General features: G+C 38.4%; 17 protein-coding genes. 16 read left to right on the top strand and 1 reads right to left on the bottom strand.

Going from position 1 to position 23,319, the window contains the following annotated elements:
* The first annotated feature begins 520 nt into the window (after window positions 1–520).
* From OEV98_RS05845 to OEV98_RS05830, 4 genes are all read left to right on the top strand, one after another.
* Window positions 521–1,168, top strand: a complete 648-nt coding sequence (locus OEV98_RS05845; protein WP_263072280.1) for a serine/threonine protein kinase — start codon at window positions 521–523, stop codon at window positions 1,166–1,168.
* Window positions 1,169–1,299: 131 nt separating this feature from the next.
* Window positions 1,300–2,103: a bifunctional DNA-formamidopyrimidine glycosylase/DNA-(apurinic or apyrimidinic site) lyase gene (gene mutM / locus OEV98_RS05840; RefSeq protein ID WP_263072279.1), complete on the top strand. Its 804-nt coding sequence runs from the start codon at window positions 1,300–1,302 to the stop codon at window positions 2,101–2,103.
* A 37-nt stretch (window positions 2,104–2,140) separates the two neighbouring features.
* A complete protein-coding gene (locus OEV98_RS05835; RefSeq protein ID WP_263072278.1) occupies window positions 2,141–2,974 on the top strand; it encodes a deoxyribonuclease IV in 834 nt (277 codons plus the stop codon).
* 453 nt (window positions 2,975–3,427) lie between these two features.
* Window positions 3,428–4,177: an SDR family oxidoreductase gene (locus OEV98_RS05830; protein WP_263072277.1), complete on the top strand. Its 750-nt coding sequence runs from the start codon at window positions 3,428–3,430 to the stop codon at window positions 4,175–4,177.
* 240 nt (window positions 4,178–4,417) lie between these two features.
* Here OEV98_RS05830 and OEV98_RS05825 read toward each other — a convergent pair whose 3' ends face one another.
* Window positions 4,418–5,083 carry a YesL family protein gene (locus OEV98_RS05825; RefSeq protein ID WP_263072275.1) on the bottom strand — a complete coding sequence of 222 codons (666 nt, stop codon included), beginning with the start codon at window positions 5,081–5,083 and terminating at the stop codon, window positions 4,418–4,420.
* 449 nt (window positions 5,084–5,532) lie between these two features.
* On the opposite strand from OEV98_RS05825, the gene OEV98_RS05820 reads away from it, so the two are divergent.
* From OEV98_RS05820 to OEV98_RS05765, 12 genes are all read left to right on the top strand, one after another.
* Window positions 5,533–6,873: a glycoside hydrolase family 30 protein gene (locus tag OEV98_RS05820; RefSeq protein ID WP_263072274.1), complete on the top strand. Its 1,341-nt coding sequence runs from the start codon at window positions 5,533–5,535 to the stop codon at window positions 6,871–6,873.
* A gap of 90 nt (window positions 6,874–6,963) precedes the next feature.
* Entirely contained in the window at window positions 6,964–7,980 is a 1,017-nt protein-coding gene (locus tag OEV98_RS05815) for a LacI family DNA-binding transcriptional regulator (RefSeq protein WP_317633788.1), read from the top strand.
* A gap of 200 nt (window positions 7,981–8,180) precedes the next feature.
* Window positions 8,181–9,098 carry an ABC transporter permease gene (locus OEV98_RS05810; RefSeq protein WP_263072273.1) on the top strand — a complete coding sequence of 306 codons (918 nt, stop codon included), beginning with the start codon at window positions 8,181–8,183 and terminating at the stop codon, window positions 9,096–9,098.
* A gap of 9 nt (window positions 9,099–9,107) precedes the next feature.
* Window positions 9,108–10,034 carry a carbohydrate ABC transporter permease gene (locus OEV98_RS05805; RefSeq protein WP_263072272.1) on the top strand — a complete coding sequence of 309 codons (927 nt, stop codon included), beginning with the start codon at window positions 9,108–9,110 and terminating at the stop codon, window positions 10,032–10,034.
* 134 nt (window positions 10,035–10,168) lie between these two features.
* A complete protein-coding gene (locus tag OEV98_RS05800; protein WP_263072271.1) occupies window positions 10,169–11,788 on the top strand; it encodes a type 2 periplasmic-binding domain-containing protein in 1,620 nt (539 codons plus the stop codon).
* A gap of 547 nt (window positions 11,789–12,335) precedes the next feature.
* Entirely contained in the window at window positions 12,336–14,669 is a 2,334-nt protein-coding gene (locus OEV98_RS05795) for a glycoside hydrolase family 2 protein (protein ID WP_263072269.1), read from the top strand.
* 315 nt (window positions 14,670–14,984) lie between these two features.
* The gene (locus OEV98_RS05790) at window positions 14,985–15,476 is read left to right on the top strand and encodes a hypothetical protein (protein WP_263072268.1); all 492 of its coding nucleotides are present in this window, start codon (window positions 14,985–14,987) and stop codon (window positions 15,474–15,476) included.
* Window positions 15,477–16,026: 550 nt separating this feature from the next.
* Window positions 16,027–16,806 carry an IclR family transcriptional regulator gene (locus OEV98_RS05785; protein WP_317633795.1) on the top strand — a complete coding sequence of 260 codons (780 nt, stop codon included), beginning with the start codon at window positions 16,027–16,029 and terminating at the stop codon, window positions 16,804–16,806.
* A gap of 130 nt (window positions 16,807–16,936) precedes the next feature.
* On the top strand, window positions 16,937–18,256 hold the full coding sequence (locus OEV98_RS05780) for an ABC transporter substrate-binding protein (RefSeq protein ID WP_263072267.1): 1,320 nt from the start codon (window positions 16,937–16,939) through the stop codon (window positions 18,254–18,256).
* Between the two features lie 37 nt (window positions 18,257–18,293).
* Window positions 18,294–19,217, top strand: coding sequence for a carbohydrate ABC transporter permease (locus tag OEV98_RS05775; RefSeq protein WP_263072266.1), 924 nt, complete (start codon window positions 18,294–18,296; stop codon window positions 19,215–19,217).
* A gap of 1 nt (window position 19,218) precedes the next feature.
* Complete coding sequence (locus tag OEV98_RS05770) at window positions 19,219–20,049, top strand: carbohydrate ABC transporter permease (protein WP_263072265.1); 831 nt, start codon at window positions 19,219–19,221, stop codon at window positions 20,047–20,049.
* A 59-nt stretch (window positions 20,050–20,108) separates the two neighbouring features.
* Window positions 20,109–23,285, top strand: coding sequence for a glycoside hydrolase family 2 TIM barrel-domain containing protein (locus OEV98_RS05765; protein WP_263072264.1), 3,177 nt, complete (start codon window positions 20,109–20,111; stop codon window positions 23,283–23,285).
* The last annotated feature ends 34 nt before the right edge of the window (window positions 23,286–23,319 follow it).

The following is a 23,319-nucleotide window of genomic DNA, read 5'->3' as shown; positions in this document are numbered from 1 at the left end:
GTTCTCAAGTTTAGGGGGAAAAATGGGGGGGCACTCCGTGATAGAAAAAATCAAAGAGGCACGAAATGCATTAGAAATATCAGCATATTCGGGTTTAGTTAAATAATCGTTTATCAAAAGTGGAATGTGAGTTTTGTTTAAAACACTTTGCATCCTAGTTAGACCATAACTTAGCTTATCTCTAAAGTTATAAAATTGAACTCACAGAACTTACCTTTAGATTTTGTTATTATCATATTCCTGCCCTTACCTTTTTTGGTCATGGATCATCTGTGATAACTAAGTTGGTGTCGTCGTTATTTTTGGTGTATCGGAATCATGCCCAGCGCTTACCTATTCGCAAGCAAAGTATTTAAACGCAAATTAGGGTAAATAACGATAAGGAGATGTATATCCTCCGATAGAAATAGGATGGAAAAAATTTGTTGTATGTATTTGCCATGTTCCTGACATATTATTTTGTTATGATAGCAACATCAGGAATTCATATGTTTTTAGAATAAAATTGTAGGTGTTTCATATGAACATGGCGAGTTTTTCTAAACTAATAGAAAATCAATTAATGAAAAGCATTACACTGCAAAGCAGAAATCCGCATGACCCGATTGAAGTAGACGATATTCCAAAAGGCTGGGAATGTATTGGGGTTGGGAATTATGCTGCAGTCTTTGTCCATGAATCCGCACCAGATCTAGTAGTAAAAGTTATCGCAAGAGATCGCGCCGGCTTGGAAAAAGAAGCACAAGTGTATAAACAATTAGGCGATCACCCAGCCTATTCCAAATTGCTCCATCAAGGCGCCGATTATCTTGTTTTACAAAGATTAGCAGGAATTACCCTATATGAAGCGGTAGCGAAAGGAATTCGAATTCCAGAAACGGTCATTAAAGATGTCAATCAGGCGTTAGCATATGCTAGAAAACGAGGGCTCAATCCGTATGATGTTCACGGAAAAAATGTCATGATGAAAAATGGCAAGGGCTATGTTGTCGATGTGTCTGATTTTTATAAAGAAGGTAAAGATGAAAAATGGAATGATCTAGTAAAGGCATATTATTTGTTTTACAAAAAGACGTTATATAAGTATCCAATCAAAGTCCCGCTAAAAATACTTGATTTCGTCAGACATTCGTACCGATTGTATAAACGACTGAGGCGAAGATTATAATCGAATAACCTCCCCTGTACGCCGACTGGTTCCGAAACAATCAGTCGGCGTTTTCGGCTTTTTCACTCATGTTTCCATACCATTAGGAAATACTGTAAAAATACAGCTTACATGTATGGAGGACAAGCATTATGCCGGAGTTACCAGAAATGGAAACGTATAAAACATTACTTCGCTCGTTCATTGGTGGTCGGAAAATTACCGATGTTGCGATACAGCGGGAAAAATCGATTAATGTAGCAGTTGAGCGATTTGTAAACGAAGTATCGAATCAGACAATACAAAAGATTTCACGTCGTGCAAAATATTTAGTTTTCCAGCTTGAAAACGGATCCTGTCTACTGTTACACCTCATGCTTGGTGGATGGATGTTTTTTGGTAAGGAGGAAGATAAGCCAGAGCGAACGATTCAAGTAAAGCTTTCTTTTGGAGACCAGCATTTGTTCTTCATTGGCTTGCGCTTAGGCTACCTACATCTTTTATCACCAGAAATGGTTGATGAGGAGCTTGAAAAAATTGGTCCAGAGCCACTAGCTCCAGCGTTTACATTGGAAGCCTTTCACCAACGGTTAGAAAAAAGAAAAGGTACGATGAAATCAGTTTTAATTAATCAGGAAGTGCTCGCTGGCATTGGCAACCGCTATTCCGATGAAATACTTTGGCATGCCGAAATTCACCCAAATAAAAAAGTCCATGAATTGAATGAAAGTCAAAGCTTGCGCGTGTTCGAGTCGATACAGTTTATCCTTCGTAAAGGCATTGAGCAAGGTGGCTATATGGAAAATCCACTCTTTAAGGGAGATGGAAAAACCGGACATTATCAAATGTTCGTGCACGACAAGGAAGGAGAACAATGCCCACGTTGTCATGCGCAGATTATAAAAGAAGAAATTTCCTCCCGTAAAACATTTTTTTGTCCAAATTGCCAACAGTAAATCATGGTTCATAAGGGAAAAAGGGAGCGATATTTATATGAGATTTGGTTGCCATCTTTCGATAAAAGACGGGTATTATGGTGCTGCGAAAAAAGCAATGGAAATGAAGGCAACGGCCTTTCAATACTTTCCGAAAAATCCACGAAGCTTGAATGTAAAAGATTTCGACAAAGAGGATGCTAGTCGCTGCAAGGCGTTTTGCATGGAAAATGGCATTTTATCTGTTAGCCATTCACCATATCCAACAAGTATCACGCCACATGATAAAACTATTCGTAGCCACGTCGTCCAATCATTATTGAATGATTTGGAAATTGCCGAAGCATGCGGTTCGATCGGAGTCGTCGTTCATTTTGGTAAACACCTGCCGGATACAACATTACTTGAGAGCTATCAATTAATGATTGAAGTACTTAATGAGGTACTTGATCAATGGGAAGGGGAGGTACAAATTTTACTGGAAAATAGTGCAGGATTGCCAGGAGGTATTGGCACGACACTTGAAGAGCTTGTCCAAATTCGCAAGCTTTGCCATGCACCAGAACAAATTGGCTTCTGTTTGGATACATGTCATGCGTTTTCCTGTGGATTATGGGATGGAAATAATTGGGGAGAAATTGTAGAAAAAGCAACAGCACTTGGCTATTTTGACGAGCTAAAAGTTGTTCATTTAAATAATTCGAAATATCCGACACGAGAAGGAAAGGATCGCCACGCACCAATTTTTGGTGCCGGCCATATTAATGTTGCTGCATTTGCCGAGCTGTTGCAAACTCCTGCATTGAAACATATCCCTTTTATTTTAGAAACACCGAGGGAAGAAATCCCCCATGAGCGAGAGATTGCGTTACTGCAGGAGCGGTGGGGATAATGGTTGTTTTTATCGAATGAGAAACGTATGATGGAAGGAGAGATGTATCGAAAGGGGAATTTCGCCGTATGTGTCCAATTTTGTAATGAATTTTTAAGGAAAACGAAAACATATTTCCTACTAGCGGGAGGAGTATGTCTATTTCCATTATTTCATTACAGGGATGCACGGTATGGAGTTATTTTTCCAATAACGGAGCAGACCATTTACGGTTTGCTTTGTTTTTTTATACAAATGCTGTCATGGAATAATTTCTTGTTGTTAGTAATAGTTCAAGTGACTGAATACACTCCGCGCATCCATTCGGGCGAGCGAAGTCTCCGTTTATTCACTCTGTGCAGTAGTTTAAAATAACAAGTATTATCTCATTAAATATAATTAGAAAACAGCAAAGCAAAAATTACATCTCCATAACCCATACTAAAGCACCCTATCATATTGGGGGAAATATAAATGAATAAACATAAGATTGCAATTGTGACTGGGGCAAGTAGTTCGAGAGATATTGGTACGGCGATTTGTAGGAAATTAGCAGCTAGCGGGATAAGTATTTTCTTCACCCATTGGCGTGCAGATCGAAATTGGGTTCGTACATTCCAACAGGAGCTTATATCCTCAGGAGTTCGGTGTGAGCAGATGGAACTCGATTTAGCGGATGCTAATGCAGCGAAAACTATTTTGGATAAAGTAACAAAAACATTAGGCGCCCCAGCTATTTTAGTTAATAATGCAGCCCATTCAACAGCGGACGGCTTTCGAAAGCTTGATGCAAAAACATTGGATGCCCATTATGCAGTAAATATGCGTTCAACATTTTTACTTGCAGTTGAGTTTGCCCGACTTTTTGAACAGTCTAATTTACAGGCTGGCAGAATCATTAATATGACTTCTGGTCAGGATATTGCAGCAATGCCTGGTGAGCTTGCCTATGTAGCTACAAAAGGAGCAATTTCTGCTTTCACAAAGTCATTATCACAAGAGCTAGCACCGTTAGGAATTACCGTTAATGCGGTCAATCCCGGACCGACTGATTCTACTTGGATGAATGATGAGATACGAAGCTATCTTATCCCTAAATTTCCGATGGGACGTATTGGAACACCAGAGGATGTAGCGAAAATCATTGGTTTTCTTGCAAGTGAGGAAGCGGAGTGGATAACTGGACAAATCATTCATTCTGAAGGTGGATTTATTCGAAGTTAAACAATAAGGGCAGCCCCATTACGAGGCTGCCCGTCCTTTTTGAAAGGTTGTTTTCGTATAGGTTGTTGCGTTTTCTCAAAAGACCGCGAAGGAACACACTCTGCGATCCATTCGGGCGGGCGGCGAGCCTCCTTGTCGCTTTCGATCCTGCAGGGTCTCCCCGTGTCTTGCTTTCCCGCGGGAATCTTCGTGTATTCCGTCTGCATAGCGTTTCATTAAATAATCCTACACAACAGTCCTTTAGAAAACAGCCTTTTGAAAAATATAAAACGTACCGTATGCAATAATTGAGCCCATTCCTAGTAAAATTAAAAATGGTAAAACATTAAAGCTAACATAATACACGGCAACACAAATCGCTGCAATCCCGATTGTATGAACCGGTCGTCCCAATGCGAGTAGAAAGGAATTTTTCAATGTGTGGAAAAGCTTCGCTTCAAAATGAACCGTAATGGCAAAGAAGTTTACCGTGAACACAATGATAAACATACCGACTACTAAAAATAAATAAAATAGTGGAGATTTCATCGTGGAAAAATAATAATAATCAACTACTAATAAAAACCATAGAACAATAATTACGAATCCGCCAAGCATGCTGCGAAGATAATTCTCTCGATAATATTTCCAAAAGGAGCGAACAATCTTTACGCCTAATTCTCCTTGCACCCACTTTCTAGCAACACCGAAAAGCGCAGTTGTTGCAGGAAAGAAGAGGAATGGTGCTAAAATCCCAATCAATAGAACATTTGCAATAACCTGTTCTGGTGTCGTGCTAACAAAGACATTAAACGCTAAATACACAATCGGCAAATTAAACAATAGCCAAATAACATTCGACAAGGAAATTCTCGTAATCCATTCTGTTACTACATATAATCGTTGAAATAATCCTCTCGTCTCCATGAGAAAACCTCCTATAGGAACACTTGATAGTGCTATTATTCTTCTAGAAATCATAAAATAGAAAACGCTTACCTAAAACGTTTTTACTTATTCTTTCTTTTTATATTACATGGAATCGGCCGTTTGGTAAACTAAAATATCAAAAAATACAAAGGATTGTACGATATATTTAATAGTTTATAAAAATAAAAATTTTTTATAAAAAAAGTATTGTAACTGCTTCCATGCGGTGGTATTCTATAACCAAAGAAAACGTTTTTATTCTAAACAAGCAAACTTGTAAATGTTTATCGAATTTACTCGTATAATGGAAAATTTTTGGTCGAATCATGGATGAAAACGCTTTAAAACATACATTTTTCCTTGGAATTTCTAGCACTACTAGAAATTATTATTTAACATAATAAAAACGTTTTTATTACAGCTTTGGAAGAGGAGTGTACGCAACGATGACCTTAAAATTAGTAACAACAACGTATAAAGAAAATAAGAAAGAAACAACCGAATCCACAGTGGAATTTACACAAGATAACAATGTAGAAATGAAAGTTGTAAATGTATATCCTGATTTAGAATATCAAACATTTGATGGATTTGGTGGGGCAATAACAGAAGCATCTGGTTATACCTTTTCCCTGATGAGTGAAGGCTCCCAGCAGAAGTTAGTAGATGCGTATTTCGGGGAAAATGGGAACCGCTACAATATTGTCCGCACACATATTGACAGCTGTGATTTCTCTGTTGGGCAATACGAAGCAATGAGTGATCCGGAAGATACAGAGTTCCAATCATTCACGTTAGCACGTGATGAAAAATATGTGCTTCCGCTTTTACAACGAGCAAAGGAAACAGCGAATCAACCACTGGATATCATGCTTTCTCCTTGGTCACCACCAGCATTTATGAAAACAAATGGTAAGCGGGTACATGGTGGGAAATTAAAACCAGAATATCGAGCATTTTGGGCTGAGTATATCGCACACTATATTAAGGAATACCGCGCGAAGGGCTACCCAGTGAAAATGCTCACGATTCAAAATGAGCCAAATGCGATTCAAACATGGGATTCCTGCCAATATACAGACCAGGAAGAAAAAGAATTTTTACGTGACTTCCTATATCCTGCCTTACAGAAAAATGGTCTTGGAGATGTCGATGTTTTGATTTGGGACCATAATAAGGAAAGAATGTACGAAAGAGCTGCTGCCATTATTGATGAAGCGACCGATCATATGGTAGATGGCGTTGCCTTCCATTGGTATACAGGCGATCACTTCGATGCCATCCAATTAGTTCGTGAAAAATTCCCGGATAAAAAGCTGATTTTTACAGAGGGCTGTGTGGAATATAGCCGTTTTAGTGATGCAGGACAACTAGTGTATGCACAAATGTATGCCCATGATATTATTGGCAACATCAATGCCGGAATGAACGCGTTTATTGACTGGAACATTATTCTTGATCAACAAGGCGGACCAAACCATGTAAGTAATTTCTGTAACGCACCAATTATGTGTGATACCGAAACCGATACAATTTTCGAAAATCTATCCTACACCTATATTGGCCACTTTAGCCGCTATATTCAGCCTGGTGCTAAACGAATTGCAGCGACAAAGTACACGGATAAATTAGAAATTACTGCATTGAAAAATCCAGATGGAACAGTAGTAATCGTTTTATTAAACCGTTCAGAAGAAGATTTACCAGTTTCTTTACGATTAAATGGTCAGGTTAGCCACTTTACCGTACAAGCCAATTCCATCAATACTGGAATTTTAAACATTTAGATTATTAGTAATACGAAATCTCTAGTTGTTTAATAGAATCTCTTGGATTAAACTGGAAATAATAAAAACGTTTTAATCTAAGGCAGGTGAGTGAAAATTTCTAAAGTAACGATAAAAGACGTTGCAAGGGAAGCAGGAGTATCCATCTCCACTGTGTCCAATGCATTAAATGGGGTGGACGTTCTCCATCCCGATACTAAGGAACATGTATTAAAGGTTGCTAAACGATTAAATTATATTCCGAATTTAAACGGAAAAAACTTAAAATCTAGTGCAACAAAAGTAATTGGCTTATTTATAACTAGCTTAAAGGGTCCCTACTATGATCAATTAGTAGATGCTATTTCAAAAGAATGCGAGAAATTCGGTTATGAGTTGAATATTTTCATCACAAAAAATGACCGGACCGCATTGAGTAATATTTTGGGGAAACGAGTAGATGGTGCCATCATCTCCAATGAATTCATAGACGAGATGGATGTGCTAGCACTCGAAAAAGCAGAAATTCCAATCGTTTTTATCGACAGGGAGAGAGTTAGCAAAACAAGCGCATCTGTAGTGTTTGATTCCTATAAGGGTGGACAGGATGTTGCAAGATATCTCATCAATCTCGGCCATAAAAACATTGGCTATATACGCGGTTATGATCATCTATATGATGATATCGAACGTTACGCAGGCTTTAGAGCCACGTTGGAGGAAGCGGGAATCGGGTTTAATGAAGAGAACTTATTAGTTGGTTATTTCGAAGAGGATGCAAGCTTCAGTGCAGTGAAAGCTTTTGTAAAAAGTGGTAAAGAGCTACCAGATGCGATTGTCGCAGCCAATGATTTAAGCGCCATCGGCTGTATCAAAGCACTAAAATCCGAAGGCATACTCGTACCAAAAGATATCAGCATCATCAGCTTTGACAATATCGACCTAAGCGAATACTTCTCTCCGCCATTAACAACGGTTAACAATCCCATCATCCGATTAGGAAAATTAACCGTCGAAAGCCTCCTTGGCATCATCCAAGGAAAAACAGAAGGCAAACTAGAAAAACTACAAGGAAGCCTAGTAGTAAGAGATTCATGCTCACTAAATAAAAACGTTTTGATTCGATAATTTAGAAAAAATTATTGAAAATAAAAGGTAAGATGGGTTCTTTTTACAAAATGCAAAGCAGACTGCATACACGAAGACTCCACGACAAGCGGAGTGTATGTAGTCTGCGGCACCGATTTAGCAATTTATATTAATTATATATGCAATGTTTGAAAGCGTTTAATTAAATAAAACTCAAAGGCAAGTAGGGAGGTATTTCAATGAAGAACAACCACTTCGGTAAAGGCTTTCGCGCACAACTACCTTTACAAATGATGGTCATACCCGGAATCATCTTTATGATTGTATTTTGTTATATCCCTATCTATGGAATCGTCATCGCATTCAAAAGCTACTCCGTAACCGATACAATCGCATCCGCACCGTGGGTAGGCTTAGAAAACTTTAAAATCGCATTCGAGGACAAATTCTTTTGGGAATCTGTAGTCAACACACTAGCGATCAGCTTCCTAAAACTATTAATCGGATTTACAGCACCAATTATACTATCCATTCTCATATTTGAACTAAAAAATGGCTGGTTCAAAAAAGTGGTACAAACCATTTCCTATTTACCACACTTTCTTTCCTGGATCGTTGTCGGTGGGATGCTACTTAGCTGGCTATCAACCTCAGGTATTTTGAATGATATTTTAGTAGGTGTTGGCATATTAGATCAACCGCGAAACTTCATGATTGAAGCAAAAAGCTACTGGTTCATCGCCGTACTATCCGATGTTTGGAAGGAAGTTGGCTGGGGGACGATTATCTACTTAGCGACAATGTCTGGTATTGATCCAACCTATTACGAAGCAGCAAAAATTGATGGCGCATCGAAGCTTCAACAAATATTCCATATTACCTTGCCATTGATGAAATTTATTATTTCCTTAATGTTCATTTTAGCAGTAGGTGGAATTTTAGGCTCCAACTTAGATCAAACATTAGTATTAATTAATCCATTGAACTCCTCCCATGCTGAGGTCATTAACTCTTATGTGTATAAGGTTGGTTTAGCACAAGGTGACTTCTCCTATGCAACAGCAGTGGGACTAGCAGTATCGATTGTATCCTTAATACTAGTGGTCATTACGAACCATTTCACGAAAAAAATGAATGATAATAAGTCTGTTTTCTAGGAGGTTGCCATGAAAACCATCGCGAATGTGTCGGAAGTTAATACTAATTTATCGAATAAGAAAAACAAAAAAATCAAAGAAAACAGAGTCTTTAACATCGTAAATATTATCTTTTTAACGGTATTTACTATCATTATTATTTATCCAATCTGGAATATCGTCGTAAAATCATTTAGCAGCCCTGATACAATATCCCATGTTGGACTAAGACTTTGGCCAGAGGAATTTTCACTAGTAAACTATAAACTAGTTTTCAATGATCCAACCATTTGGAACTCCTTCTTAATTTCCATTTTAAAAACCGTTGTTGGAGTGGTGACCCACGTTTTACTTACGGCAATGGTTGCCTATGGAATGAGTAAGCAAAACCTTATTGGACGGAATTTTTACACCATCTTAGGTGTCGGTACGATGTTCTTTAGTGGTGGGATGATTCCAACGTATTTATTAATGCGATCCCTTGGATTATTAGATAGCTTTTGGGTATATATTATTCCATCGTTATTCAGCTATTATGACATGTTAATTTTAATGAACTTTTTCCGTGAGATACCGAATTCATTGGAGGAATCAGCAAAAATTGATGGTGCAGGGGTTTGGACAATCTTTAGTAGAATTGTTCTTCCGTTATCCACACCAGTACTTGCAACGATTGCATTGTTCAATGGGGTATACCAATGGAATGATTACATGACAGCGAAATTGTATATCAGTAACGAAGCATTATATCCGATTCAAATGAAGCTATACGAAATTATTGTCCAAACACAAGCAGCAGCCAATATGCAGTCAACAACATCCGTCGTCATCCCGACAACTTCAGAATCGATTCAATTAGCGACGATTGTCATTGCAACCGTACCAATTGTTCTCGTCTATCCATTCTTGCAGAAGTACTTCATTTCTGGAATGATGATCGGCGCAGTAAAAGAGTAGTCTAATAAACTTTAATAAGTACTTATCAAAAAAAGTACTTATTAAAGGGGGTGATATGAAAGCGCTATTATATATCGTTGGAAGTCTATTCGAAATTATAAAAATGAAAATAAACCTTTTAGGGGGAAAATTTAATGAGAAAATCAATTCTGATTAAAAGTATGGTATTTCTAATTGCAATTGCCTTTGTTTTAACAGGATGTAATTCTTCCAAATCATCATCGACAAAATTAGAAGACGCACGCTATACAGTGGATGAAAATACACCAGCATGGAAACTTGATACAAAAGAAGATACAGAGCTTACATGGTATGTAAATGCTGAATGGTGGAATACCGATTACGGTAACGATACTATTACGAGAAAATTAAAAGAAGATCTTAATTTAAACGTTAAATTTTTATCCGGTGACGATACAAAACTAAATACGTATTTTGCAGGAAAAGATTTACCAGATATCATTACAATTTTTGGTGGTAATACAAAAGCAGCATTAGATGCTGATTCTTGGGCACTTCCATTGAACGAGCTAGCAGATAAATATGATCCATATTTCTATAAAGTAGCACAGCAACAAACATTAGACTGGTACAAATTAGAAGACGGTAACACATATGGTTACCCAAGCTATTCCAACACACAAGAACACTATGACAGTGGTGCCATTCCTGGAAATGATGCGTTCATCATTCGCCAAGATATTTATGAAGCAATTGGCAAGCCAAGCATGAGCACTCCAGAAGAATTTTTAAGTGCATTAGGCAAAATTAAGCAACAATTCCCAGATGTGATTCCATTTGGATTTAAAGGCTTCTCCGCACAAGGGGATGCAGGTTCACTCGGTGGAACATTCCAAAATCATATTGGTGTACCGATTGCGACAGAAGATGGCAAATGGTATGACCGTAACCTAGATGAAGATTACTTATCTTGGGTAAAAGTATTTAACGAAGCATATAAATTAGGCTATTTAAGTGATGATACGTTCTCTGATGATGGTACATTATTTGAAGAAAAAGTAGCAAATGGTCAATACGCTACCGTAATGGCAGGCGGAGTAGCACAATTGTATACAGCATTACAAAAAAATCTAGCAGCAGCACCTGAACAAAAATATGTAGCAATTGATGGACCGAAGAGCACGGTTGGACATGAACCAACATTATCTCAATCCGGTATTTCTGGTTGGTCTGTAACGTACATTTCTAAAGATGTAAAAGACCCAGCAAAAGCAATTCAGCTGTACACTTATTTACTAAGTGATGAAGGTCAATATTTAACAACATTTGGTGTAGAAGGCGAAACTTTCGAATTCAATGAAGATGGAAAAGCAGTTCTTTTACCAGAAGTAACAAAATTACAAGCAGAAAATCCAGACGAATACAAAACAAAATATCGTATGGGCGAGTTCTGGTTCTTTGGACATGACACATTCAAAGTAGAGCATGGCGTATCCGAACCATTAGAATCTGTGGATCAAATTAAAGAATGGGGAACACCATACTTGAAACCACAATTCTTAATCGAAAACATTGATCCAGACCAAGGTACAGCAGAAGCACGTAGCTTAACAAATATCAATGCACAATGGGCAACAACACTAGCAACATTATTACGTGCAGGAAATGATGATCAGTTCAATCAAATTCTAGACGACTACAGAAAATTCTTAGACGACAACAATTTTGATGCAATTGTTGATATCCGTAACGAAAAAATGGAACAAAATAAAGAAAAACTTGGCTTAAAATAATATACACACCAGGAGAATCAAGGGACAATAGCCTTGATTCTTCCTTTATAAAAAAGTATAGAAAGCTAGTTTCCAATTCCAATAGAGTGGGAAACTAGCTACATTTTGAGGGTTTAATAGATAAAAATAACTGCTTGGATGATTGGATGGAGTCAAAATAGAGAAATAAGTATGTGGCTGTGCAGTTGTTGCTTGACTTAGGAGCGATTTCGGGAGCTGGTGGGGTTTTTCGAGAATAACACGGCAGAAGCCTCCCGACCACATTCTCTAACAAAACAAATAAATAATAAAGGCTGTTTTCTAAAGGATTGTTGTTATTTCATAAGATATATTTATTAAACGAAACGCTGAGCAGACTGAAAACAAGAAGACTCCCGCGCGCCCGCAGGAAAGCGGAGTGTTTTCAGTCTGTGGTCTTTTTAGAAAAAAGCACAATATGCGAAAACAGCCATAATAAATGATTATAAATACACAGTAATCCCTTTTTTTTGAAAAAAAGGCATTCAATCACACAAAATAAAACTAGAAGATTGGTGGTTTCTAAATAATGACAGAAGTGAAGACGCAATCGAGAGAATATAAAGTGGGAAGTCTGCCATCATCCTTACAATTAAAAGAAATCGATGGAAAAATTGTTCCTTTTCAAAACGGGATTGCTTATCCCTCTTTTGAACCGCAAAATCGTCAAGTATTGTCGCTTGCGGGTGCTTGGAAGAAAAAACGTTTTGCAGCAGATCATGATTGGTCATTAACTATTCGCGATGAGCAATGGATTCAAGAAACGGAAAAAGCGGCTGCAGGAATAACCGCACCGGGATTTGATGATAGCAACTGGGATACACATAGCCTTCCATTACCAGAGAACCAACTGAATGGGAAAGAAGAAGTTGGTGGAGCAGAAACTTACGAGGATGGTGTCTGGTATCGGAAAACCTTCCAATTAGGAGCGGATTGGGAAGGAAAAGTAATCTCGTTAAAATGTTTAGCAGTGTCCTATGTAGGGGATTTTTGGATTAATGGCAAATACGTTGGTTACCATGAAGGTGGCTATACGCCATTTGCATTTGATATTACAGATTTTCTTCAACCGGGAGATAACTCGATTGTAATTCGTGTGGACAACCCACCATGGAAATCTAGGTATGACATTGTTCCAGCACAGGATAATGACTTTTTTAACTATACAGGTGTGATTCATGATATTTTCCTAGAAGCAACGGATGGAATACAGGTTGTTCGGACAGATATCATTCCGCAAAATACAACTGGAGAGGTTATTATTTCGGTTGTATTGGAAAATCGCACAAGTACTGCACAATCCTTTTTATTAAAAGGAAGTATTTTTGATACAGATTTTACTTCCGACAATTGGTTAGCGGAACCGTCTGCGAAGAGTATTTGTCAGCAAGAAATTGATGTGCTAGGTTGGGAAGATCAGAACATCGAGCTAGCAGCAGGGGAGATTCGGGTGCTAACGATTCCTGTTACCATTCCAAATCCAAAGCTTTGGAGCATTCGCGAACCAAATCTATATGTTTTTGAAGCAACCCTCATTCAAGAGGAACAAGTGTTGGATCGCTTTACTTCTCAATTTGGTATTCGTACGTTGGAAGCAAAGGATGCAAATATTTTGTTAAACGAGAAACCAGTATTTTTAGCTGGTGTTGCTCGTCATGAAGAGTGGCCAGGCTTCGGTAGAACGGCTTCATGGGATCGAATTAAGAGCGATTTCTTGAAAATACGCGACTTGTCGGTAAACATGGTACGTACCGCGCATTATCCAAACCATGTATATACTTTTATTATGCTTGATCGTCTTGGTCTTACAGCAATGAGTGAAATACCGTTATGGCAATTTGAAACTGGTCATTATCAGGCACAGGAAGAAAGAAAAATTTCTTATCAAATGTGGAGAGAAATGGTATTTTCTAATTACAATCGCCCATCGATTATTATGTGGAGCACACAAAATGAATCAAGCGATGTTATGCTACGGAAAGCCTATAATGAAAATTTAGCAACAGAGCTAAAAACGACGTATAATGATGGTCGCCTTATTACGCAAAGTGCAGCAGCAGATCAGCCTGGTTATTATGATGAATCGATGGAACCACTAGACGTGGCAGGCTGGACAATGTACTTCGGAATTTTCCATGGCAGTACGCCATATGAAGGAACCCGGAATTTCATTGAACAGGCACATGAAAGATGGCCAGAAAAACCAATTATTAATACCGAGTACGGCATTTGGAGTAATGCGGATGATAGTTTCTTAGAAAAACAAGTCGAAATCTATCGCGATGTACAAATGGCATTAATAGAAAAGGCAACCGTCACCCCACAAGGCGAGCGCAACGAAAATGGCTATATTGCCGCAATCGACTATTGGACTGCCTTTGACTGGTATGTAAATCATAATCGTTTTTACCAAACAATGGGGATGCTCCGAATGGATCGGAAGACGGAAAAACCACTGTATCATGAATTTGTGAGAGATCATCAGCGATTAGTAGGGACAACGAATGGCTTTGGTATTCGGGAAGCTTCTGAACAAGGCGTTATCGATGGCGGATTTAGCATGGTTACTGCCGGAAAAGTAGAATATACTTTTGCAAAAGCGATAAACCTAACAGAATCAAATTATTTAATACTGAAAGTGAAAGACTTAGAAGTATTAGATGGGGTGAATGTAGAAATCAAGGGGAATAGTATTGGATCCGTATTCTATCAAACATATGGAATCCAAGCAAATAAAGAATTTGACGTCTTTGTTCCACTTTGGACATTAGACCAAGCAGTACTTCGGGAAGTAACAGGAGTAACGATTACATTTGATCCGAATCGGATGTTAGAGATACTAGAAATTGCTAGCCGGAATTAAATCTTAACGATAACAGTCAAAATAAAAAGGTATCTGCCCATTCGTGCTTACTTGTACGAGTGAAGCGGATGCCTTTTTTTCCAAGAATAAGCGTATAGTAATCATACGACATGGATTTTTAGTATATTTTCTATTTAAAACTCCGAATAATTAGTATAAAATATAACGTATAGAGAATCTCAGTGTAAAGTTCTATATTCAAAAAATGATAGGCAGGGATTTTAGTATTTAATGGCTATCAAAAGATAAATTTGGTTATTTTAATAATATTTATCATACATAAAGAACAAACAATAACCGATTGGGGGGAGTAATTTGGAAAAAGAATGGGAAAGGTTTAAATCTATTAAAGATTCTTTGTTAATAGGAATTTATGCCAAACAATTAAGTATACACCAATATGAGAATAAACAAATTCTCATATCAGATGAGCCAGTTTTAGAGATTAGGAACTCCAAAACAAATGAAATAAAGTATTGGAAGCTAGATTGGCTGGAAACTATGGAAGGAGACGATTTACTAATAGTGAAGGAGCAAGAGACTCCCGAACCGCTTGCATATGAATCGATAGATGCCCCATATCAAAAACATATTATATCGGGATCAAGCTATTTTCCTCAAAAACAAGAAATTAAACATGTGAGTGGATACGGATTTACTAATGGGGACAGCCAATATTTAACTTCCATTATTTTACAACTGGAAGCTAGCTTTATCCATATTCATACAGGACCAGTTATCGAAACGAAAATTACATCAATAAAACCTGACGTATTTGAGGACATCATTTTTACTACTACATCGTGAATTAAAGGTGGAAATGATAGGTAGTCGTATAAATACGGGGGAGGAAAATAAAAGGCTAAAAAGAAACGAATCATTTCTGTTTCTTTTTTTGTATGTAAGAGAATATCAACTATAAAAATTCTAACAACCTTTTCTAACAGACTACATTAGCCTTTTTTTAATAATCTCCAAAAACGTAAAGTATTTATAGTAAATTCACCTCGCACACGAAAATATTTACAAAATTAATTATATAGTTTTATTTTAAAATTTCTATCTAGTTGGTAAATATGGAAGAAACTAACGAAAATCTCTCCAATAACCCAAAACAAGAGTGAACATAACCTACCCCTACTACCAAAATAGCTTCCATCGAAATAGGTCTACAAACTCATTTCTATCATTCCAAACTTAAATATGTGAATAAATACTCATTTTTCAATAAATATTATTTTTTCTGACTTTACAATTGACAGCGCTTACATTTTTGCTATACTGTAGGTATTCATTCCGATATTGGAACAATATTCCGTAATAAGGAACACGAAACAACGGGAAAGGGAGGTGATCCATTATTAAACAAGAGAAATCCTCCGTACAATCAGTTGAACGGGCTTTAACCATACTAGAACTGTTGAAGGAAAATTTAAGTGGGTTAGGTATTACAGAGATTGCTCGTGACCTAGCAATTTCAAAGAGCACGGTTCATCGCCTAATCCAATCATTAGAGAAATTCGGATTTGTGAAGCAGGATGTACAAACAAGCAAATACTTATTAGGGCTAAAATTAGTCGAGTTCAGTGATGTGATTTTAAATAGCCTGGATATTCGAGCGGTAGCAAGGCCATATCTCGATGAAGTTGCCCATGAAATAAAGGAAACCATCCATTTAGTTGTAGTGGAAAATGATGAGCTCGTTTATATCGATAAGATGGAAAGTCCACATTCGATTCGAATGTATTCACGAATTGGAAGAAGAGCGCCATTTTATTGTACTGGTGTGGGGAAAGCCATTTTAGCCTATTTACCAGATTGTGATAAAAATAGAATCATGGAAAAAGAAAGCTTTAAAAAATATACAGAATACACCATAACATCTAAAGAAGAATTACAACAGCATTTGCAGGATATTCAGCTCAGGGGTTATTCCATCGATAATCAAGAGCATGAGCTTGGTATTCGATGTGTAGCAGCCCCAATATTCAACCACGAAAACAGAGTGATAGCAGGTATCAGTATTACAGCACCTATTTATCGCTTCCCTACCTCTATGATTGAACCTATTGCAAAAAAAGTCATCTATTGTGCTAATCAAATATCTTCCAGCTTAGGACATTATCAAAATAACTAACCATTGATTGTAAGCGTTTTAAAAAATCTATTATTCTACTTTTTTAAGGAGGTGATGGGTGTTTTCACTGTTGTTATCTATGGGTTTACGCAAAGGTATGGAAGATAAAAAATTTTGGGGGTATAAAAAAATGAAAAAGCATTTTTGGAAAGCATTTGTTTTGTTAACTGCAATGATGTTCATTTTAAGCGCTTGCTCCGGTGGAAAGTCTTCAGCAGGGGTTGATGCATTATCTGCAGAAGCTCCAGATGAAGAGTTGTCAGGAGAAATCACAGTTGCTAGCTGGAATACAGCGGCAGATGCTTTAACGGAAACAGCGGAAGGTTTTATGAAAAAATATCCAAATACAAAAATCAACATCGAGTATGTCACAAGTGATTATAACAGTATTACACCACCATTAACCTCAGGAAAAGGGGCACCAGATATTGTTCAAGTGCAACAACGTGATTTTCCAAACTTTATGGAAGTATTTGAAGGGCAATTTGTGGATCTTACCGATCGCCTTGGTGACCATGCCAATGAGTTTGCAGAAGTTGCATTAAATTTAACAAAGGATTCGGATGGAAAAATTATGGCACTACCTTGGGATTTAGGGCCAGTAGCAGTTTATTACCGCAAAGACTTTTTTGAAAATGCAGGGGTAGATCCAGCAAGCATTACGACTTGGGATAAATATATTGAAGCAGGATTGAAGATTCAAGAAGCAAATGAAGGGGTCAGCATGGTTTCGCTCAGCTTAAATTCTGACGATGTCGTGGAATTGTACCGGATGATGCTGAATCAGTTAGGTGGTCAATATTATGACGAGGACGGCAAAATAAAATTTGCTTCCGATGAATCGATTCAGTCAGCGGAAATGTTTAAAAAGATTGTCGATGCAGGAATTGTGTTAGATGCGCCAACATGGGATGACCGTATCCGGACTTTTGTTAACAATCAAGTAGCGACAACGATCTATCCAGTTTGGTATGCAGGGACAATTAAAAACCAAGCGGCAGATCAAAAAGGTAAATGGGGATTAATGCCAATGCCAGCATTTACGGAAGGCGGTCCAAACCAATCCCATTCCGGTGGTTCTGTTCTTGCAATTACAACACAATCAGAAAATCCAGAACTAGCTTGGGCATTTATGGAATATACATTAATGACAAATGAAGGCGAAGATGTGCAAATGAAATATGGTCTATTCCCTTCCTGGCAGCCGTATTACGAAACAGAAAACTTTAAAGCAGTGGATGACTATTTTGGTGTTGCCCTATCGGAATTTTTCGGCCAATTGTCTACGGATATCCCACCAATTGATTATGGTGCACATTTCTTAGATGTGAATAGCGCTTTAATTGGAGCAATGAACGATATTCTCGAAGGGAAAGACACAGTAGAAGCATTTAAAGCAGCAGAAGAGACAGCAGCTCGAGATACCGGACTTGAAATTAGTGGACAGTAAGGTTCAAATTTATTCGTCATAAGGAAGTGGTAAGGTGATGCAAACGCAAATCGAAAAAAGTCCAGAACTAGCTCCGAAGCAGCCGAAACAAAAAAAGAAATTTCGCTTACTTAATTTAAGTCCGTACGTTTTTATCACACCATATTTTTTAATCTTTGCCGTATTCATGCTGTATCCGATGATCTATTCGTTCGTCTTGAGCTTCGGCCAATGGCGTGCAGGTACAACCACATTTGTCGGCTTAGAAAACTATAAAAAATTATTTGCGGATCCCATCTTTTGGGATTCGCTTGGAACAACGGCATTGATTTTATGTATTCAAGTTCCAATCATGCTGACATTAGCGACATTAGTTGCCACTGTCATTAATTCGAAAAGTCTTCGCTTTAAAGGGGCGATTCGTTTAGGATTTTTCCTCCCAGTATTGATTGATTTAGTTACGTATTCCTTAGTATTTTCGCTGTTATTTAATGAAACATACGGCATGATCAATCAAGCACTAGGTGGCATCGGCATTGGTCCAATTAAATGGTTTTCCGATGGTACTTGGGCAAAAATTTTAATCATTTGTGCCGTTACCTGGCGCTGGACTGGTTATAACGCGATTATTATTCTTTCCGGTCTCCAATCCGTGCCAAAGGATTTATATGAATCTGCCAGCATTGACGGCGCAGGCAAGCTTACGACATTTTTTAAAATCACCATTCCAATGCTGAAGCCAGTCATTCTCTTTTGTGCGATTATCTCGACAATTGGTACATTACAGCTATTTGCAGAGCCGTTTAATTTAACTGGTGGTGGACCAAGAGGAGAAACAACGACCGTTATTTTATATTTGTATGATAAAGCATTTGGCTCGTTTGATTTTGGTTTAGCCTCTGCAGGTGCTTATGTGGTGACAACCATTATTGGAGTGCTATCGTACTTCCAAATCAAATTATCAAAAGGAGGGGAAATCTAACATGAACAGTCGCAGGAGCTTTAACAAATTATTGTTGTATATTTTTGTACTGATTGGCATTACCATCTCGGTTTTCCCCTTCTATTGGATGTTTACTGCCTCGACATTAGGGGAGTCCGATATTTTTAAAGTACCACCGAAGCTAATTCCGGACGGAAATTTATTTAACAACCTATCGAATTTAATGGATAATTGGCCGATTTGGCGTGCACTACTCAATAGTATTATCGTCTCCGGTATAACGACAATCACAACGATTTTGTTTGCTGCTTTGGCAGGATATGCTTTTGCAAAATATAAGTTTAAAGGACGAGAGCTGTTATTTTCTTCTGTTCTATTAATTATGATGGTACCAACCCAGGTCATGCTTGTGCCAATGTTCATTACGATGATGAATTTGGACTGGATTGACACGTATTATGCATTGATCATTCCGCATTTAGTAACGCCATTTGGTGTATTTCTCATGCGTCAGCAAATGATTAGTTTTCCAGATGACTTAATTGAAGCGGCACGTATAGATGGCTGTAATGATTTCGGCATCTTTTTCCGAATCGTGTTGCCAACAATGAAGCCAGCCTGTGCCGCATTAGGAATTGTTACCTTTATGCAGCAATGGGGTAACTTTATTTGGCCACTTGTTGTCGTATCATCAAAGGAACTCTATACATTGCCATTGATGCTATCGATGATGGTGCAGCCAGGTCAAGTTGTTCAATATGGTCAAGTAATGGTGGCAGCTGTCATTGGCTTACTACCAATGTTAATTTTATTTTTGCTATTCCAAAAGCATTTCGTTTCCGGAATTTTTGGCGGCTCGGTCAAAGGGTAGGAATTCTACCCTTTTTCCAGGGAACTATCGTTTTTTTATAAAAAAAAGGAGGGCAATGTATGCAAAAGGAAACACGAATTTGGGAAGATCTTTCCGTATTACAAAAAAATCGCTTACAGGATCGAGCGTATTTTTTACCATACAAAACAGAGGATGCAGCCTTGACTTATGATCGGAGCAATGTCAGTGGCTTGCAGCTATTAAACGGGGTTTGGAAGTTTTACTATGCAGAAAATCCGTATGCAGTACCGAGTGATTTTCAGGACTGTGCAACCGATGATTGGGATGAACTTGTCGTTCCGTCTAACTGGCAAATGAATGGTTACGGAAAACCACATTATACAAATGTGAAATTTCCATTTCCAGTGGATCCCCCGCATGTACCGACGGAAAATCCAACCGCAATTTATCGGAGAGAATTTTATATTCCAGCTGAATGGCGAAATCAACAAATTACGCTTCGCTTTGAAGGAGTAGATAGCGCCTTTCAAATTTGGGTCAATGGGCAGGAAGTAGGGTATAGTGCGGGCAGTCGTTTACCGAGTGAATTTGATATTACCCCGTTTATTCAAGAGGGGAAAAATCATATTGCGGTACAGGTGTATCAATGGTCAGTATTTAGCTACATAGAAGATCAAGATATGTGGTGGTTAAGCGGAATTTTTCGAGATGTGTATTTATTAGCACGTCCGAATGTACAGGTTCGCGATTATTTTGTCAAAACGCTTTTGGACGAAAATTATCGTGACGCAACATTACAGGTGGAAACAAAAATCTTTAATGGTAGCAGTGCAGCAAAGGAAAGTCTGCAACTTGAAGTGAAGCTATTGAATCATTTATTGGAGGAAGTAGCTTTCAAAGTTGAAGAGAATCTATTTGTTTCAGGTGAAGCTGAAACAAAGGTTGATCTCGATTTACCTATTGCAAATCCAGAAAAATGGTCAGCAGAAAATCCATATCTTTATCACTTGCTGTTAACCTTGAAAAATGCGGATGGTCACGTACTGGAAGTGATTCCAACAAAGGTTGGCTTCCGTAGTGTCGAGCTAAAGGCTGGGCAGCTATTAGTGAATGGGGTTGCGGTAATGATTAAAGGGGTAAACCGGCATGATCATCATCCTGATTTCGGAAGAGCGGTGCCGTATGAGTGGATGGTGAAGGATGTTCAATTAATGAAGGAGCATAATATCAATGCTGTGCGCACCTCTCACTATCCAAATGATCCGCGCTTTTATGCACTTTGTGATGAATATGGCCTCTATGTTATTGATGAGGCAGACTTAGAGTGCCATGGCTTTATTTTTACCGGCAATCCTCACCAAATTAGTGACGACCCAGCATGGGAGGATGCTTATGTGGACCGTATGAAACGGATGGTGGAGCGAGATAAAAATCATCCATCGATTATTCTTTGGTCACTCGGAAATGAATCAGGATTTGGTCGCAATCATGTCGCAATGGGACAGTGGGCAAAGCAAAAGGATCCAACCCGCTTGCTTCATTATGAGGGAGAATGCCGCGAATTAATGCGGGAAAGCAATAACCATCCAAAGGATCCATTTGTATCAGATGTCCATACAACAATGTATACACCGGTGGAAATTATGGATCAATTAGGTGCAAGGGAAGATTTACAAAAACCACATATTATGTGTGAATATGCCCATGCGATGGGAAATGGTCCAGGTGGCTTCAAGGAATATTGGGAAACGTTTTATAAGCATCCCCGCTTACAAGGTGGATTTGTATGGGAATGGCTAGATCACGGCATTCGCCAAACAGCCGAAAATGGTGACGAATATTTTGCCTATGGTGGCGATTTTGGAGAGCACCCACATGATGGAAATTTTGTCATTGATGGATTAGTCTCACCAGATCGCATCCCATCGCCTGCTTTATTGGAATACAAGAAGGTCATCGAGCCTGTTCAAGTAACGGCAGTCAATTTGGAAAAAGGAACGGTGAAGATTGTTAACAAATATGACTTTATTACACTTGATCACCTGCATCTCACTTGGTCGGTTGAATGTGATGGACGTGTAATCGAGAATGGTACGCTTGCAATGGAAGGAGTGGAAGCGGGAGCTGAAAAGGAAGTACAAATTCCGTTTACCCTACCGAAAAAAATAGTTGCCAACACCGATTATTTATTAACGATTAGCTTTGTGCAAAAAAATGATACTAGTTGGTCAAAAGCAGGATTTGAAGTAGCTTGGGCACAATTTGTATTGCCAGTTCAAGCAAATACAGCTGCAGGAAAAAATCTACCACTCTATGAAATGCAAACAAAAGAGGATGATACAAATCTAACCATTATCGGACATAACTTCCAGCTTGCCTTTAATAAAATTTATGGAACGATAGACTCCTGGATAGCAGATGGTGCTTCCGTTTTGGAAGAAGGACCAAAGCTTCACTTTTGGCGGGCACCGACAGACAATGACCGTCTAAAGAGCGGATATACCGATGCAAGTGCATCCCGTGACATGTGGAAAAAGTTTGGTGTCGACGCACTGCAGCAACGGATCGAGGACGTAAATTATTCGGTTTCAACGGATAAAAAGAAAATCGAGGTACAGGTCAAGGCACGTATTGCACCTCCAATTTTAGCATGGAGTATAGACGCTACCTATAGCTATACTGTCTATGGCAGTGGGGACGTAGTACTTTCGGTAGCTGGCACGCCAAAAGGTGACTTGCCAGATACACTTCCTAGAATCGGGTTAAAACTGAAGCTTCCAAAAACAATGGAAAACGTCTCCTGGTATGGACTAGGTCCAGGCGAATCCTATGTAGATAGTAAGCTAGCCCAACGTCTAGGCATTTGGAATCGTAAAGTGTCTGAATTGTACACTCCTTATGTATTTCCACAGGAGAACGGAAATCGCCATGAGGTAAAATGGGCTGCATTTCATGCGTTAAATAATGTCGGACTTTTTGCAGCAGGACGACCAACCTTTGATTTTAGTGCCCATTATTATGAAGCAACGGATTTTGAAGCGGCGAACCATACGTATGAATTAGAAAAACGCGATTATCTTGTCGTAAATCTAGATTACGCACAGCATGGCCTTGGCTCGGCAAGCTGTGGACCAGATGTATTAGAAAAATATAAATTAAAACCAGTACCATTTACGTTTAGCGTCCGGCTGAAGCCATATGTGAAAAATCAATATGAGCCAGTTGCATTAAGCAAAAGTGAATTAGAACAACCGAAAACTTCGCAGCTTGTGTAAATAAAAAATAAAGGTGTTCCACGTGAGAATATAT

Source organism: Perspicuibacillus lycopersici, from assembly GCF_025660475.1.
GTDB lineage: Bacteria > Bacillota > Bacilli > Bacillales > Caldibacillaceae > Perspicuibacillus > Perspicuibacillus lycopersici.
The sequence above is the reverse complement of the archived record's forward strand: the minus strand, read 5'-3'. Positions and strand labels throughout refer to the sequence as shown.

Coding starts and splice junctions, on each gene's coding strand:
- OEV98_RS05805 (WP_263072272.1), top strand. CDS start 9,108: ATGAAAACCATCGCGAATGTGTCGGAAGTTAATACTAATTTATCGAAT.
- OEV98_RS05795 (WP_263072269.1), top strand. CDS start 12,336: ATGACAGAAGTGAAGACGCAATCGAGAGAATATAAAGTGGGAAGTCTG.
- OEV98_RS05765 (WP_263072264.1), top strand. CDS start 20,109: ATGCAAAAGGAAACACGAATTTGGGAAGATCTTTCCGTATTACAAAAA.
- OEV98_RS05810 (WP_263072273.1), top strand. CDS start 8,181: ATGAAGAACAACCACTTCGGTAAAGGCTTTCGCGCACAACTACCTTTA.
- OEV98_RS05845 (WP_263072280.1), top strand. CDS start 521: ATGAACATGGCGAGTTTTTCTAAACTAATAGAAAATCAATTAATGAAA.
- OEV98_RS05830 (WP_263072277.1), top strand. CDS start 3,428: ATGAATAAACATAAGATTGCAATTGTGACTGGGGCAAGTAGTTCGAGA.
- OEV98_RS05775 (WP_263072266.1), top strand. CDS start 18,294: ATGCAAACGCAAATCGAAAAAAGTCCAGAACTAGCTCCGAAGCAGCCG.
- OEV98_RS05835 (WP_263072278.1), top strand. CDS start 2,141: ATGAGATTTGGTTGCCATCTTTCGATAAAAGACGGGTATTATGGTGCT.
- OEV98_RS05800 (WP_263072271.1), top strand. CDS start 10,169: ATGAGAAAATCAATTCTGATTAAAAGTATGGTATTTCTAATTGCAATT.
- OEV98_RS05780 (WP_263072267.1), top strand. CDS start 16,937: ATGAAAAAGCATTTTTGGAAAGCATTTGTTTTGTTAACTGCAATGATG.
- OEV98_RS05825 (WP_263072275.1), bottom strand. CDS start 5,083: ATGGAGACGAGAGGATTATTTCAACGATTATATGTAGTAACAGAATGG.
- OEV98_RS05820 (WP_263072274.1), top strand. CDS start 5,533: ATGACCTTAAAATTAGTAACAACAACGTATAAAGAAAATAAGAAAGAA.
- mutM (WP_263072279.1), top strand. CDS start 1,300: ATGCCGGAGTTACCAGAAATGGAAACGTATAAAACATTACTTCGCTCG.
- OEV98_RS05770 (WP_263072265.1), top strand. CDS start 19,219: ATGAACAGTCGCAGGAGCTTTAACAAATTATTGTTGTATATTTTTGTA.